Here is a 14775-nt window from a genome sequence, read left to right on the forward strand (position 1 = left end):
GGGGGCGGGAAGTGACGCGGGAGGCGTGCGTGGCGGATCTGGCGGACGAGACGCTGTCCGAGGAGGAGACCGACCTGGTGGTCGTCACCGGGCTCTCCGGTGGCGGGCGCAGCACGGTGGCCCGCGCTCTGGAGAACGTCGGCTACTACGTCGTGGACAACCTTCCTCAGGCACTGATGCTCGACATGGCTCAGCTCGCGTTGAAGGCCGGCGGTGCTGCTCGGCGGACCGCGATGGTGCTCGACGTACGCAGCCGGGCGTTCTCCACCGACCTGGCCGGGGCGATTCGTGCTCTGGGTGAACGCGGGTTCTCGCCGCGCGTGGTGTTCGTGGACGCCGACGACGAGGTGCTGATCCGGCGCTTCGAGTCGGTGCGCCGGTCGCACCCGTTGCAGGGGGACGGGCGGCTGGCCGACGGCATCGCCGCCGAGCGGAAACTGCTCGAGGAGGCGCGCGAGCAGGCCGATGTGATCATCGACACCAGCCACCTGAACGTGAATCAGCTGCGTCGCCGGGTGGAGGAGCTGTTCGGCGGGGAGGACGCTCGGAAGCTGCGGATCACGGTGTTGTCGTTCGGCTTCAAGTACGGTCTGCCGCCGGACGCCGACTACGTGATGGACGCGCGGTTCCTGCCCAACCCGTTCTGGGTGCCAGAGTTGCGCGAGCACACGGGGCTCGAGGAGGCCGTCAGCGGGTACGTGCTGGGTCAGGAGGGCGCCGGGGACTTCGTGACCACGTACGCCTCGCTGATCGCGACCACCGCGCCGGGCTTCGAGCGTGAGGGCAAGCGGTACCTGACCGTCGCCGTGGGCTGCACCGGCGGCAAGCACCGCAGTGTGGCGATCGCCGAGGAGCTGACCAGCAAGTTGCGTGACATTCGCCTGTCCGCCCACGCCTCGCACCGCGACCTGGGCCGGGAGTGAGCAAGGGCCAGGAAATGAGCAAGGCCAGGAGATGAGCAAGGGCCGCGAGTGGGGAAGTGGCCGCGAGTGGTGAAGTGCCGCACGGGGTACAGGCCCCCCGGCGCTGTGACGGGCCGCTGTTGACGACGGACTGCGTGGGGCGCGGGTGACGAAGGAACGAGTGGGGCGCGAGTGACAAGAGCAACGCGGGTCGTCGCGTTCGGCGGTGGGCACGGACTCAGCGCGTCCCTCCGGGCGCTGCGGCTGTCCAAGCTCGATCTGGACATCACCGCTGTCGTCACGGTCGGGGACGACGGCGGCTCCAGCGGGCGGCTGCGAGCCGAGCGGGACGCGCAGCTGCCCCCGGGCGATCTGCGGCAGGCGCTCGCCGCGCTGGCCGACGACGACGCCACGGCGCAGCGCACCGCCCAGTTGTTGCAGCACCGGTTCGCCGCGGTCGGCTCGGGTGACCCGGACCCGCTGAGCGGGCACGCCGTCGGCAACCTGCTGCTGCTCGGACTGATGGAGTTGCTCGGCGACCCGGTGGTCGCTCTGGAGCACGCCGGCCGGATGGTCGGCGCGCACGGGCGGGTGCTGCCGATGGCCTGTCACGCGGTGGGCATCGAGGCCGAGGTCCGCGGCGCCGATCCGGATCGGCCTCAGGAGACGGTCACGGTCCGCGGTCAGCATCAGGTGGCGATCACCACCGGCCATGTCGAGGCGGTACGCCTGGTGCCGTCGGCGCCGCCGGCCTGCCCGGACGCGCTGGCCGCGATCGCCGAGGCGGACTGGCTGATCTTCGGGCCGGGCAGCTGGTACACGAGCGTTCTCCCGCACCTGATGGTGCCCGAGCTGGCCGGGGCGATCGTTGCCAGCCCGGCCCGCCGGCTGGTCACTCTGAACCTGGCGGCGGACAACGAGACGTTCGGCATGTCGGTGGCCGACCACCTGGCGGCGCTGCGCTGGTATCTGCCGGCGTTGCGCGCCGATGTGGTGCTGGCCGACGCGAAATGGGTAGGCGAACCCGAACCGGTGCATCACGCCGCCGAAGCGCTCGGCGCGCGGCTCGTTCTGGCACCACTGGCCGTTGCGGACGGCAGCGCCAGGCATGATCCTGAGTCGTTGGGTGTTGCACTGGTGCCTGTCCTGGGTGCCGATCGTTAAGCATCAGGCGCAGCAAGGCACACACTGTTGAAGATCCGGCACACGAGGTGACGAACGCGATGGCTATGACGGCGGCGGTCAAGGACGAGCTGAGCCGGGTCGACGTGCCCAAGCCGTGCTGCCGGCGGGCCGAGATGGCGGCCCTGCTGCGGTTCGCCGGCGGACTGCACATCGTCTCCGGCCGGGTGGTGGTGGAGGCCGAGCTCGACACCGGCGCGGTGGCCAGGCGGCTTCGCCGGGAGATCGCCGAGGTGTACGGCTACCAGTCCGAGGTGCATGTCCTCGCGTCCGGCGGCCTGCGCAAGGGCAGCCACTACATCGTCCGGATCGTGAAGGACGGCGAGGCGCTGGCCCGGCAGACCGGACTGCTGGACGTCCGCGGCCGCCCGGTGCGTGGCCTGCCGCCGCACGTCGTCTCCGCGAACGTCTGCTGCGCGGTCGCCGCGTGGCGGGGCGCGTTCATGGCACACGGCTCGCTCACCGAGCCGGGCCGGTCCAGCGCTCTGGAGATCACCTGCCCGGGCCCGGAGGCGGCACTCGCCCTTCGCGGCGCCGCGCGCCGGCTCGGCATCACCGCCAAGGAGCGGGAGGTGCGCGGCGTCGACCGGGTCGTGATCAAGGACGGGGACGCGATCGCGGCGTTGCTCACCCGGATCGGCGCGCACGGGTCCGTGCTTGCTTGGGAGGAGCGTCGTGTACGCCGTGAGGTGCGCGCCACGGCCAACCGCCTGGCGAACTTCGACGACGCGAACCTGCGCCGCTCGGCCCGCGCGGCGGTGGCCGCCGCCGCCCGGGTCACCCGCGCCCTGGAGATCCTGGCCGACGAGGCCCCCAACCACCTGACCAGCGCCGGCCAGCTGCGCCTGGAGCACCGCCAGGCCTCACTCGAGGAGCTCGGCGCCCTCGCCGACCCCCCACTGACCAAGGACGCCATCGCCGGCCGCATAAGGCGTCTCCTAGCCTTGGCGGACAAGCGCGCCCGCGACCTGGGCATTCCGGACACCGAGGCCGCAGTCACGCCAGAGATGATGGCTTGTTAGCTGGTCGTCGCTCCGCTCCTCCGGGCATTTCGCCCCGAGTAGCTGACGACTTGACCGCGAAAAAGCACCACGGCTTCGCCTAGCACTTTTTCACGGTCAAGTCGTCAGCGGGCGAAATGCGGGTGGTTGCGGCGTAAACCCGCCGACCCGGCGGCTCGGAACGGCCTGGAGTTGCAGTGAGGCCGCGCGCGGGTCACGTGCAGGTGCTGTGCGCGTACCCCTAAAGGTCGTTAAGTAACGATAGGGTCGCGCCCCGGCAGAAGGGTCGACCCGCATCTCGGATAGGGTGCGGGTGACGGCGACGGTGCCGCTACTGATGGCCCGACCGCGCTGCACAGATGCGGCTGCGACGGCCACACCCAGACTCGCCGGCCGAGATAAGAACAGGTCGGCCTAGCACGAGGAGTACCTGTGACCATCCGGGTTGGCATCAATGGTTTCGGCCGCATCGGCCGCAACTTCTTCCGGGCGGTGCTCGCCTCAGGCGCGGACATCGAGATCGTCGGCGTGAACGACCTGACCGACAACGCGACCCTGGCGCACCTGCTGAAGTACGACTCGATCCTGGGCCGCCTGCCGCACGAGGTGAAGGCGACCGCGGACGAGATCACCGTGGGTGGCAAGACCTTCAAGGCGTTCGCGGACCGTGACCCGGCCAACCTCAAGTGGGGTGACGTCGGCGCGGACGTGGTCATCGAGTCGACCGGCTTCTTCACCGACGCCACCAAGGCCAAGGTGCACGCCGACAACGGCGCGAAGAAGGTCATCATCTCGGCGCCCGCCAAGAACGAGGACATCACGATCGTGATGGGCGTGAACGACCACCTCTACGACGGCGCGAAGCACACCGTCATCTCCAACGCCTCCTGCACCACGAACTGCCTCGCGCCGATGGCGAAGGTCCTGAACGACACGATCGGCATCGAGCGTGGCCTGATGACCACGATCCACGCCTACACCCAGGACCAGAACCTGCAGGACGGCCCGCACAAGGACCTGCGTCGCGCTCGCGCCGCCGCCCTCAACGTGGTGCCGACCTCGACCGGTGCGGCCAAGGCCGTCAGCCTGGTGCTGCCGGAGCTCAAGGGCCGGCTGGACGGCTTCGCGATGCGCGTGCCGATCCCGACCGGCTCGGCCACCGACCTGACCTTCCAGGCGAAGAAGGAGACCTCCGTCGACGAGGTCAACGCCGCCATCAAGGCCGCCGCCGAGGGCCCGCTCAAGGGCATCCTGGTCTACACCGAGGACGAGATCGTCTCCTCGGACATCGTCACCGACCCGGCCTCCTGCATCTTCGACGCCGGCCTCACCAAGGTGATCGGCAACCAGGTCAAGGTCGTCGGCTGGTACGACAACGAGTGGGGCTACTCGAACCGCCTCGTCGACCTGGTCAAGCTGGTCGGCTGATCTTGAAGACTCTCGACGACCTGCTCGGCGAGGGTGTTGCGGGTCGGCGCGTGCTCGTGCGCGCCGACCTGAACGTCCCGTTCGACAAGAAACAGGCCGGTGTCATCACCGACGACGGCCGGATCCGTGCGGTGCTGCCGACCGTCGTCGCCCTGCGTGACGCGGGCGCTCGCGTGATCGTGTTCTCACACCTCGGCCGCCCCAAGGGCGCGCCGGACCCGGCTTTCACGCTGGACCCGGTGGCGACCCGCATGGGTGAGCTGCTCGGCGCGCCGGTGATCTTCGCCTCGGACACCGTGGGCCCGGCCGCTTCGGCCGCCGTGGACGCGCTGCTGGACGGCCAGGTGCTGCTGCTGGAGAACCTGCGTTTCAACGCGGGGGAGACCTCGAAGGACGATGCGGCGCGCGGCGAGTTCGCCGCTCAGCTCGCCGCCTTCGGCGACGCCTACGTCGATGACGCTTTCGGCGCCGTTCACCGCAAGCATGCTTCCGTGTACGACGTGCCGGCCCTCCTGCCGCACTACGCCGGTGGCCTGGTCCTGCGCGAGCTCGAGGTGCTGAAGAAGGTCACCGAGAGCCCGGAACAGCCGTACGTGGTGGTGCTCGGTGGCTCGAAGGTCTCCGACAAGCTGGCCGTGATCAAGGCGCTGCTGCCCAAGGTGGACAAGCTGCTCGTGGGCGGCGGCATGTGCTTCACGTTCCTCAAGGCCCAGGGGCACGAGGTCGGGAAGTCGCTGCTCGAGGCCGAGATGATCGACACCTGTCGTTCGCTCCTCGAGTCGGCCGGTGACCGCCTGGTGCTGCCGGTGGACGTCGTCGCCGCTTCTTCGTTTGCCGCCGACGCTTCATTCGACACCGTTGACATTTCGGACATCCCGGCCGATCGGCTGGGTCTGGACATCGGTCCCAAGTCCGTTGCGCTCTTCGCCGAGGCGATCGGCGGGGCTCGCACCGTGTTCTGGAACGGGCCGATGGGCGTGTTCGAGCTGGCGCCGTTCGCGGCCGGCACCCTGGGCGTGGCCGAGGCGATCACCAAGATCGACGGCTTCTCCGTGGTCGGCGGCGGCGACTCGGCGGCTGCCGTGCGCACGCTCGGGCTCGACGAGTCCGCCTTCGGGCACATCTCAACCGGCGGCGGCGCGTCGCTGGAGTACCTCGAGGGCAAGACCCTCCCCGGCGTCGCCGCTCTGGAGAAGTGAATGGCTGACCAAGCTCGCCGGCCGATCATGGCCGGCAACTGGAAGATGAACCTCAACCACTTCGAGGCGATCTCCCTGGTGCAGAAGCTGGCCTTCAGCCTCACCGAGGAGCACCTCGCCGCCGTCGAGGTGGCCGTGATCCCGCCGTTCACCGACCTGCGCAGCGTGCAGACGTCGGTGGACGGGGACAAGGTCCAGATCGTGTACGGCGCGCAGGACCTCTCGCCGCACAAGGGCGGGGCGTACACCGGGGACATTTCCGGCGCGATGCTCGCCAAGCTCGGCTGCACGTACGTCGTGATCGGCCACAGCGAGCGCCGGCAGCACCACAACGAGGACGACGCGCTGGTCAACGCCAAGATCAAGGCCGCTTTCGCGGCGGGGCTCACCCCGATCTTCTGCGTCGGCGAGGGCTTGGACGTGCGCGAGGCGGGCGACCAGGTCGCGTACGTGCTGAGCCAGGTCGACGCCGGCCTGGACGGGCTCAAGGCCGACCAGATCAAGCAGACCGTGATCGCGTACGAGCCGGTCTGGGCGATCGGCACCGGCAAGACCGCCACGCCCGAGGACGCGCAGGAGGTCTGCGGCGCCATCCGGGCCCGGCTCACCGAGGCGCACGGCGCTGAGGTCGGCGACGTCGTCCGCATCCAATACGGTGGATCTGTGAAGGCGGCCAACATCGCCGCGATCATGGCAAAGCCGGACGTCGATGGTGCTCTCGTCGGCGGCGCCAGCCTGGACGCCGAGGAGTTCGCGTCCATCTGTCGCTACCAGGAGCACGTGGCTCGCTGAGAACACCCGGCCGCTCACCGCAGTGGCCGGGTACTCCGCTATTGTTGGGGCGCTGTTGTGCCCTTTGAGAGGACTGACCCCGACCATGCCGACCTGGTTCGCATACACGTTGATGGCATTGCTCGTGCTGACGAGCGTCCTGCTGACGATGCTGATCCTGCTGCACCGCGGCAAGGGCGGCGGCATGTCCAGCATGTTCGGTGGCGGTGTCAGTTCCAGCCTGGCCGGCTCCTCGGTCGCGGAGAAGAACCTCGACCGCTACACCGTCCTGGTGGGCATCGTCTGGTTCGCGTGCATCGTGGGCCTCGGCCTCTGGTTGAAGGTCCACCAGGCCGCCTGACGATTGCGCCTTCCTCAGGCGACATCGGAGTCGTAGACTCTGCCGCGCGGTCCGGTTACACCGGGTCGCGCGGTTCTTTTGGAATACTTTCCACTCCTGACAGGAGTTCATTCCGTGTCCAGTGGCAGCGCCATCCGTGGCAGCCGCGTCGGTTCCAGCCCGATGCGCCCCGACGAGCGCAGTGAACCCGCCCCGCGCCGTGAGGTGAACTACTTCTGCGCCGCAGGGCATGACTCGATCATCAAGTTCGCGGCCGAGGCCGTCGAGCCCGAGGTGTGGGACTGCCCGCGCTGCGGTCAGCCGGCCGGCCTCGACCGGCAGAACCCGCCCGGGCGGATGCGGACCGAGCCGTACAAGTCGCACCTGGCCTATGTGAAGGAGCGTCGCTCCGAGGCCGACGGCGAGGCAATCCTCGCCGAGGCGCTGGCCAAGGTTCGCCAGCGCCGCGGCCGCTGACCGGCTAGCTGGTCTCCCGTACCAGAAAGAGTGCGCCCGCGTCCTTGACCGGCAGCTCGGTGAAGCCGAGCCGGTCGTAGAAGGCGCGGGCGCTCACATTGTCCCGCGCCATGCCCAGGTGGACGCGGTCGACGCCGGCCTTGCGCAGCCCGCCCAGGAACGCCTCCATCAGGCCGCGGCCGAAGCCCTTGCCCTGCCAGTCCGGCAACAGGTCGATGTGCAGGTGGGCCGGGTAGCCGGCGAGCTCCGGCACGAGCATGCGATCCGGGTCGAGGGCCAGGCCGAGCCAGAAGTCCGACCGGGTGACCGGCGGGTCGCTCGGGGCCGGGTAGCGCGTCTTGATGAGCGGCAGCCACTCCTCCCGGAAGCGGCGGACGAACGCTCGCGTGTCCGCGGTGCCGAGGATGTAGCCGACCGCGTTGCCGTCGCCGTCGTCCAGGACGTACGCGTGCTGCGGTTCGAACGTCACATACGGCACGGCGAAGATGTCGCCGACCAGGCGGTCGTCGATCGTCTCGCCGCGGAGGTCGCCGCCGCTGTTCGCGGTGCGGACGCAGATGTCGTAGACGGCGTCGAGGTCGGAGGGGCGGTAGGAGCGGATCATCGGCTGCACTCCTCAAGTCTAGAGAGCGCTCTCAGGGTGACGTGGATCACGTACGGGGGGCCAACCTCTTTTCGGCTCAAGCGTCCCTCCATGCGTAAGGGAAACATCCTCTTCGATTTTCGCCTGGTGGGAGTTAGCTGATGGCTCGGATGCGCACGATGGTGCTGGTTTCGGCGGCTGTGGTAGCCGGAGTAGGTGGCACGGCGATCGCGGCGGTGGCCAACGCGGACGATGCGCCGAAGCGACCGCCGGCCTCCACCGGCAGCGACTGGGACCGCTCGTCGTCGGACGATCCGGCGCCCGCGCCGACGGTCAGCCCGGGAGCGCCGGCGCCCGCGGAGAGCCCGGCGCCGGGTGGCGCACGGCCGGGGGTCGCCGAGAGCCCGGTGCCCTCGGACGCTCGGAAGGTGCCTGGCAAGTCCGCGCCCGGACGCCGGGGTGCGCCGGCGCCTGCGCCTTCGCCGACCAGGCTCGGTGAGAAGGCGCCTCGGCCCGTGCCGTCGCCGGGGGGTGCTTCGGCGCCGCGGCCTGCTCCGGCCGATGAGAACCGGCCGACGCCTGCGCCGGCGCGTTGAGCGTGGGCTGACGCCTGTGCGGGCGTGTTGAGTGCGAGCCGACGCCTGTGCGGGCGTGTTGAGTGCGAGGCGACGCCTGTGCGGGCGTGTTGAGTGCCGGTGTGTTGAGTGCGGGCTGATGCCTGCGCTGGCGCGTTGAGGTCGCTCCGGTCGGATATCGTCGCTGGTCGCCGCTTCGGCCGTCGGTTTTGATCTTGGTTGCGGCCCCCGCCGCCACCCCCACCCCGTGCACTGGGTGGGCTTCAACGTAGGGGAGGGGTACGACAGTTTTCGGTGGTTGTCCACAGGTCGGGCCGGCCCGGCTTTCCCTCTCTTCTCGGCGTCTGGATGCGATGAGTCTTCTTCTTCCTCTGCCTTCCGCCTCCTGGCGGGGTGGGACGTTGGCGCGGCTGTTCCGGTCGATGGCCGAGCGGGTCGCTCCGTCGGCCTGGCCGGGGCCGGGGCGGGGCAGCGGCGCCGGTGCCGGTGGCGGTGCCGGTGGCCTTGGCGGCGCTGGCGTCGGCAGCCGTGCCGTTGGCGGCGGCCTCGCCGGTGTCAGCGCCGGTGGTGCCGGTGGTGCCCGTGCCGGTGGTGGCGTTGGCGGCGGTGGGGCTGCGGGGATCGATGAGCTCTATCGGGCTCGGCGGCTCGCTCTGGTGCGGCTCGCGGTGCTCATGGTGGATGACCTGGGGACTGCCGAGGATGTGGTGCAGGAGGCGTTCGCCAAGTTGTGGCGGCGGCACGGGGCGGATCTGCGCGGCGTGGATGACCCCTCCGCCTATCTGACGACCGCGGTGCTCAACGTTGCCCGGTCGGCGTTGCGGCGGCGGCGGGTGGCGCGGGGATATGTGTTGCCGCGGGTGGGTGTGGCGCCGGCCGCCGAAGATCTGGCGCTGCTGGGTGAAGGGGATCGGGAGGTGCTGGCGGCGCTCGGGCGGTTGACGGCCCGGCAGCGGCAGGTGGTGGTGTTGCGCTACTGGTCGGAGTTGTCGGAGCAGGAGATCGCGGACGCTCTGCGGGTTTCGCGGGGCACGGTGAAGTCGACGGCCAGCCGGGCGCTGACCATTCTGCGTGGGGCGTTGGAGGGGCGGCGATGAGTGACGACCTGGACGTCCGGGTGCGGCGGGCGCTCGCTGCGCGGGCGGGGCAGATCACCGCGGAGCGGCTGCGGCCCGCGGAGTTGCCCGGCAAGGCGGAACCGGCCGGGCCGCGGAGGTTGGCGCGGTGGGATGTGGTGCGGCGGTGGCTGGCGCCTGGGCTCGTGGGGGCCGCGGCGATGGCGGTGCTTTTCGCCGTACTCGTGATCAGGCAGCCGGACCGGCCGCCCGCGCAACCCGCCGGTCCGCCGGCGAGTTCCACCCCGGCCGCGCCTTCGCCGGTCGCCCCCTCGCCGTCTGCGGTCGTGGACGGGCCGCAGCCGGCGCCGACCGACGTCAGGAAGCCCGGTCCCTTGCCCACGCCCGGCGGCGGCGCTCCCGAGTCGAGTCCCGGCGCCGACCGGGCCGAGCCGAGCCCCGGCGCCAAAGAGGCCGAGCCGGGCCGCCGCAACGACAACGTCGCGCCAAGCCCGGCCGGCACCCGTCCGCGCCCGACCAGCTGAAGCGCACGCAGCCAGTCCGCAGGTCTTGATCTAGAGCTTGACCACCCGCATTTCGCCCGTCGGTGACTTGGCGCGAAAAGGTCGAGGCGAAGCCGTGGTCCTTTTCGCGCCCAAGCCACCGACCGCCCTTAGGGCGAAATGCCCGGAGGAGCGAAGCGACGACCATTCAGCTCCGCAGGCTACGCAGCTTGGCCGGCACGTTCGCGGCCGCCGCGCGGTCGAGGAGCCACACCGTCTTGTTGGTGCCGCTCACCCCGGCCGCGGGAAGCTGCTTGGGGCCGGCCCCGTCGATGGCCATGCCGACCGGTGCGGCCTTGTCGGGGCCGGACGCGATCAGCCAGATCTCCTCGGCCGTGTTGATCGTGGGGAGGGTCAGGGTGATGCGGGTGGGCGGCGGCTTGGGGCTGTTGTGTACGGCCGCCGTCGTGCCCGTCTCGTGGTACACCGGGTGCTCGGGGAAGATCGACGCCACGTGGCCGTCCTCGCCGACGCCGAGCATCAGCACGTCGAAGTGCGGCAGCTCGGAACTCCCGGGCTTGGTCGCGGCGGCCAGTTCGCGGGCGTACCGGTCGGCGGCCGCCTCCGCGTCGGTGCCGTCGGGGCCGTCCGAGGGCGGCATCGCGTGGATCCGGGCCGGGTCGAGCGGCAGCGCGTCGAGCAGCGCCTCCCGGGCCTGGGTCTCGTTGCGGTCGGGGTCGCCGGACGCCACGAACCGCTCGTCGCCCCACCACAGGTCGACGTGTGACCACTCGATCGCGTCGGACGCCGGGAGTTCCTTGACGGACCGCAGAACCTTCTTGGCGATGCGGCCGCCGGTGAGCACCACGTTCGCCCAGCCGCGCTCCGCCTGCGCGTCGATGATCTTGACGACCAGCCGGGCCGCCACGGCCGACGCCAGGATGTCGGCGTCGGGGACTACCACCACCACGGTCTCGGTCATGCCGCGGTGCCGCCCGGTCCGGCCATCGCGCCTGAGGTGTCGCCGGCCCGTGCGGCCTGTGCCGGGTCCTTCCAGACGTGTACGCGCGCCGGCGGCTTCTGTTCCATGCCGCTGAGCCCGGCCATCGCACCGAGCGCCTCGCCGTAGATCTGGTCGGGGTCGAGCCGCCGCAGTTCCTCGGCCAGCTCGTCGCCGACCGGCCGCTTCGGCAGGGGCATGTAGCGGTCCTCCTGGCCGGTGCGGCTGAACAGCGCCGTGTTCTCGTCCCGGGTGACCGTGACGCAGTCGCCGTTGGCGCACTCGAGCTGCACCGAGTGCATGCGCGGCGAGCGGTCGGTCGGCTCCCACACCGGCTCGATGCCCAGCCGCGACTTCAGCCAGCCCTTCATCAGCGCGGCCGTCGGGTCGCTCGGCGGCGCCACGATGGTCGCGCCGGTCACCCGCTCGTCGGTGGTGTCGAAGGCGCCCGCCACCAGGGTCCGCCACAGGGTGATGCGGGTCCAGGTCAGGTCGGTGTCGCCCGGCGCGTAGTCGTTGGCCCGCTGGCGCAGCGCGGCGACCGGGTCGGCGGCGAGCGCGGCGTCGGTGATCCGGCGGTCGGCCACCACGCCGAGGAAGTCGTTGGCGATGACCCCTGGCGGCTCCTGGTGCCACCAGGTCACCACGGGGACGTCGGGTGCGAGCAGTGGCATGACCACGGACTCGGCGTGCAGGGCGAGGCGGCCGTACATCCGCATCACCACCGCCTCGGCCGGGCCCAGGCGTCCGCCGACCACGATCTCGGCGTCCAGCCGGCTGCGGCTGGCCTCCAGGTCGGAGCGGACCACGATGAGCAACCGGCAGGGGTGTGCGGCGGCGGCGATGGTAGCGGCGGCCTCGGCCTCGCGTACCTTCCTCTCCTCCACCACAGCGACCAGCGTCAGAGCGAGTCCGGAGGCCACGCCGCCGGCGCTGCGGCGTTCTGCCGCGAGCGCCTTGACGACCTCGTTGCCGGTGGTGTCCCAGAGCCCGATCACTTCGTTCCCCTTTTCATTTAGGCACGCCGCCAGCTACGACCCTCGCGGGCCAGCAATTCGTCCGCCGCGCGGGGCCCCCACTCACCGGAGCGGTACGGCTCCGGCTTGGTGCCCGCCCACGCCTCCTCCAGCGGGTCGATGACTCGCCAGGACTGCTCCACCTCGGCCGCGTCCGGGAACAGTGTGCGGTCGCCGACCAGCACGTCCAGGACCAGGCGCTCGTACGCCTCCGGGCTGGACTCGGTGAACGCCTCGCCGTACTGGAAGTCCATCGCGATGTCGCGGACCTCCATCGTGGTGCCGGGCACCTTGGAGCCGAACTTCAGGACCACGCCCTCGTCCGGCTGCACGCGGATGACCAGCTGGTTGTGGCCCAGCATCTCCACGTCGGCCGGGTCGAAGGGCAGGTGCGGGGCGCGCTTGAAGAGGACCGCGATCTCGGTCACCCGGCGCGGCATGCGCTTTCCCACGCGTACGAAGAACGGGACACCCGCCCACCGCCGGTTCTGGATGCCCAGCCGCACCGCCACGTAGGTTTCCGTGGTCGAGTCCTCCGGGATGTTCTTCTCCTCCAGGTAACCGACCGCGCGCTCACCGGCGACCCAGCCCGGCAGGTACTGCCCGCGCACCGAGCCCTCTTCGATGTCGGCGGGGATGCTGATCGCCTTGAGGACTTTGAGCTTCTCCGCGCGTACCTCATTGGGGTCGAAGCTCGTCGGCTCTTCCATCCCGACCAGCGCGAGCAGCTGCAGGAGGTGGTTCTGCAGCACGTCGCGGGCAGCGCCGGAGGCGTCGTAGAAGGCGGCCCGGGTGCCGATGCCGACGTCCTCGGCCATGGTGATCTGCACCGAGTCCACGTACTTGGAGTTCCACACCGGCTCGAACAGGCTGTTCGCGAAGCGCAGGGCCAGGATGTTCTGGACCGTCTCCTTGCCCAGGTAGTGGTCGATCCGGTAGACGTCCTCCGGCGTGAACACCTCGTCGACCAGCTGGTTCAGCGCGATCGCGGTGGGCAGGTCGTTGCCGAACGGCTTCTCCACGACCACCCGGCGCCAGCCGCCGGACTTGGCGTTGTCGGCCATCCCGGTGCGGTTCAGCTGATTGAGCACCAGCGGGAACGCGGCCGGCGGGATGGAGAAGTAGAAGGCGGCGTTACCCGGGATGCCGTTGCGCTCTCGCAGGTCGTCCAGGGTGGCCGCAAGCTGGTCGAATGCGGCGTCGTCGTCGAACGAGCCGGGCACGAACTGGAACTGGCTGGCCAGCCGCTGCCAGACGTCCTCGCGCCAGGTGGTCCGGGCGCCCTTCTTGGCGGCCTCGTAGGCGAGCGACTCGAACTCGCCCTCGCCCCAGTCGCGCCGGGCGAACCCCAGGACCACGAAGCCGGGCGGCAGGAGGCCGCGGTTGGCGAGGTCGTAGACGGCCGGGATGAGCTTCTTTCGGGACAGGTCACCCGTGACTCCGAAGATCACCAGAGCACAGGGCTCCGGGATCCGGGGGAGGCGACGGTCCTGTGCGGTACGCAGCGGATTGCCCACGGGTCCATCCTGCCAAATGTCGCTGGGTTACGCGGGGGGAAGCCGCCGCAGGTCAAGTGACCCGCGGCGGCTTCCGTGGTGGATCAGCTGTCGGCGGCGTCGCTCGGGCTGTCGGAGCCCGCCTTCGCGGCGTCCAGCGACTTCTTCACGTCGTCGAGCAGCTCGCCCCAGCTGGCCTCGAACTTCTCCACGCCCTCGTCCTCGAGTGCCTTGAAGACCTCGGTGAGGTCCACGCCGACCGCGGCCACGTCGTCCATGACCTTCTGGGCCTGCGCGTACACGCCGGTGACGGTGTCGCCCCTGGTGTCGCCGTGGTCCTCATAGGCCTTGATGACCGCCTCGGGCATCGTGTTGACCACGCCGGGGGCGATGAGCTCCTCGACGTAGATCGTGTCCTTGTAGTCCGGGTTCTTGGTGCCGGTCGAGGCCCACAGCGGGCGCTGCGGGTGGGCGCCCGCGTCGGCCAGCGCCTGCCAGCGGCCGGTGCCGAAGACCTCGGCGTACGCCTGGTAGGCGAGCTGGGCGTTGGCCACCGCGGCCTTGCCCTTGAGCGCCTTGGCCTCCTCGCTGCCGATCTTGTCGAGACGCTTGTCGATCTCGGTGTCCACCCGGGACACGAAGAAGGAGGCGACCGAGGCGATCTTGGTGAGGTCGTGGCCGTTGGCCTTGGCCTGCTCGATGCCGGCCAGGAACGCGTCCATGACGGCCCGGTAGCGCTCGAGCGAGAAGATCAGCGTCACGTTGACGCTGATGCCCGCGGCCAGCGTGGCGGTGATCGCCGGCAGGCCGGCCTCGGTGGCCGGGATCTTGATGAACAGGTTGTCCCGGTTCACCAGCCACCACAGCGTCTTGGCCTCGGCCTGGGTCTTCTCGGTCTGGAACGCCGAGCGCGGGTCGACCTCGATGGAGACCCGTCCGTCCACCCCGTTCGACGCGTCGTACGCGGGCTTCATCACGTCGCAGGCCCAGCGCACGTCGTACGAGGTGAGCAGGCGTACCGCCTCCTCGACGGTGACGCCCTGCGCGGCCAGGTCCTTGAGTTGCTCGTCGTACGCGTCGGCGTCGGACAGCGCCTTGGCGAAGATGGTCGGGTTCGTGGTCACGCCCACCACATGCTGCTCGCGGCGCATCTTGTCCAGCGAGCCGCTCTGCAGACGGACCCGGGAGAGGTCGTCGAGCCACACCGCGACACCCGCGGCGGAGAGTTCGGCCAGTCGGTCGGTCAT

The 14775-nt window shown here is 70.4% G+C and carries 16 protein-coding genes; 10 read left to right on the forward strand and 6 right to left on the reverse strand.

Annotated elements, in window-relative coordinates; genetic code table 11:
- The first annotated feature begins 29 nt into the window (after positions 1-29).
- The 8 genes from rapZ to QSK31_RS04180 all read left to right on the forward strand — a co-directional run bounded on the left by rapZ (position 30) and on the right by QSK31_RS04180 (position 7300).
- A complete protein-coding gene (gene rapZ / locus QSK31_RS04145) occupies positions 30-923 on the forward strand; it encodes an RNase adapter RapZ (RefSeq protein ID WP_285681040.1) in 894 nt (297 codons plus the stop codon).
- A 171-nt stretch (positions 924-1094) separates the two neighbouring features.
- Positions 1095-2066, forward strand: coding sequence for a gluconeogenesis factor YvcK family protein (locus QSK31_RS04150; RefSeq protein WP_285681041.1), 972 nt, complete (start codon positions 1095-1097; stop codon positions 2064-2066).
- Between the two features lie 59 nt (positions 2067-2125).
- Complete coding sequence (gene whiA, locus QSK31_RS04155; RefSeq protein WP_285681042.1) at positions 2126-3106, forward strand: DNA-binding protein WhiA; 981 nt, start codon at positions 2126-2128, stop codon at positions 3104-3106.
- A gap of 411 nt (positions 3107-3517) precedes the next feature.
- On the forward strand, positions 3518-4513 hold the full coding sequence (gene gap / locus QSK31_RS04160; RefSeq protein ID WP_285681045.1) for a type I glyceraldehyde-3-phosphate dehydrogenase: 996 nt from the start codon (positions 3518-3520) through the stop codon (positions 4511-4513).
- Positions 4510-5712 (forward strand): phosphoglycerate kinase, encoded by a 1203-nt coding sequence (locus QSK31_RS04165; RefSeq protein WP_285681417.1) that lies wholly within the window; start codon positions 4510-4512, stop codon positions 5710-5712. Before gap ends, QSK31_RS04165 begins: the two co-directional genes overlap by 4 nt.
- Complete coding sequence (tpiA, locus tag QSK31_RS04170) at positions 5713-6504, forward strand: triose-phosphate isomerase (RefSeq protein ID WP_285681047.1); 792 nt, start codon at positions 5713-5715, stop codon at positions 6502-6504.
- An 85-nt stretch (positions 6505-6589) separates the two neighbouring features.
- A complete protein-coding gene (gene secG / locus QSK31_RS04175) occupies positions 6590-6844 on the forward strand; it encodes a preprotein translocase subunit SecG (protein ID WP_285681049.1) in 255 nt (84 codons plus the stop codon).
- A gap of 114 nt (positions 6845-6958) precedes the next feature.
- Positions 6959-7300 (forward strand): RNA polymerase-binding protein RbpA, encoded by a 342-nt coding sequence (locus tag QSK31_RS04180; RefSeq protein WP_285681051.1) that lies wholly within the window; start codon positions 6959-6961, stop codon positions 7298-7300.
- 4 nt (positions 7301-7304) lie between these two features.
- On the opposite strand, the gene QSK31_RS04185 is transcribed toward QSK31_RS04180, so the two are convergent.
- Positions 7305-7904 carry a GNAT family N-acetyltransferase gene (locus QSK31_RS04185; RefSeq protein ID WP_285681053.1) on the reverse strand — a complete coding sequence of 200 codons (600 nt, stop codon included), beginning with the start codon at positions 7902-7904 and terminating at the stop codon, positions 7305-7307.
- Between the two features lie 133 nt (positions 7905-8037).
- Positions 8038-8322 carry a hypothetical protein gene (locus tag QSK31_RS04190; RefSeq protein ID WP_285681056.1) on the reverse strand — a complete coding sequence of 95 codons (285 nt, stop codon included), beginning with the start codon at positions 8320-8322 and terminating at the stop codon, positions 8038-8040.
- A 537-nt stretch (positions 8323-8859) separates the two neighbouring features.
- Between QSK31_RS04190 and QSK31_RS04195 the strand changes: the two genes are divergently transcribed.
- Positions 8860-9555 carry an RNA polymerase sigma factor gene (locus QSK31_RS04195; RefSeq protein WP_285681058.1) on the forward strand — a complete coding sequence of 232 codons (696 nt, stop codon included), beginning with the start codon at positions 8860-8862 and terminating at the stop codon, positions 9553-9555.
- The gene (locus tag QSK31_RS04200) at positions 9552-10058 is read left to right on the forward strand and encodes a hypothetical protein (RefSeq protein WP_285681060.1); all 507 of its coding nucleotides are present in this window, start codon (positions 9552-9554) and stop codon (positions 10056-10058) included. Before QSK31_RS04195 ends, QSK31_RS04200 begins: the two co-directional genes overlap by 4 nt.
- A gap of 166 nt (positions 10059-10224) precedes the next feature.
- Here the strand turns inward: QSK31_RS04200 and pgl are convergent, their stop codons facing one another.
- The 4 genes from pgl to tal form a co-directional block, all read right to left on the reverse strand.
- Positions 10225-10998 carry a 6-phosphogluconolactonase gene (pgl, locus tag QSK31_RS04205; RefSeq protein ID WP_285681062.1) on the reverse strand — a complete coding sequence of 258 codons (774 nt, stop codon included), beginning with the start codon at positions 10996-10998 and terminating at the stop codon, positions 10225-10227.
- Positions 10995-12014: a glucose-6-phosphate dehydrogenase assembly protein OpcA gene (locus QSK31_RS04210; protein WP_285681064.1), complete on the reverse strand. Its 1020-nt coding sequence runs from the start codon at positions 12012-12014 to the stop codon at positions 10995-10997. Before QSK31_RS04210 ends, pgl begins: the two co-directional genes overlap by 4 nt.
- A 17-nt stretch (positions 12015-12031) precedes the next feature.
- Positions 12032-13549 carry a glucose-6-phosphate dehydrogenase gene (gene zwf / locus QSK31_RS04215; protein WP_285681066.1) on the reverse strand — a complete coding sequence of 506 codons (1518 nt, stop codon included), beginning with the start codon at positions 13547-13549 and terminating at the stop codon, positions 12032-12034.
- A gap of 83 nt (positions 13550-13632) precedes the next feature.
- Complete coding sequence (gene tal, locus QSK31_RS04220; RefSeq protein ID WP_285681067.1) at positions 13633-14775, reverse strand: transaldolase; 1143 nt, start codon at positions 14773-14775, stop codon at positions 13633-13635.

This window comes from Actinoplanes sp. NBRC 103695 (assembly GCF_030269485.1).
Classification (GTDB): Bacteria; Actinomycetota; Actinomycetes; order Mycobacteriales; family Micromonosporaceae; genus Actinoplanes.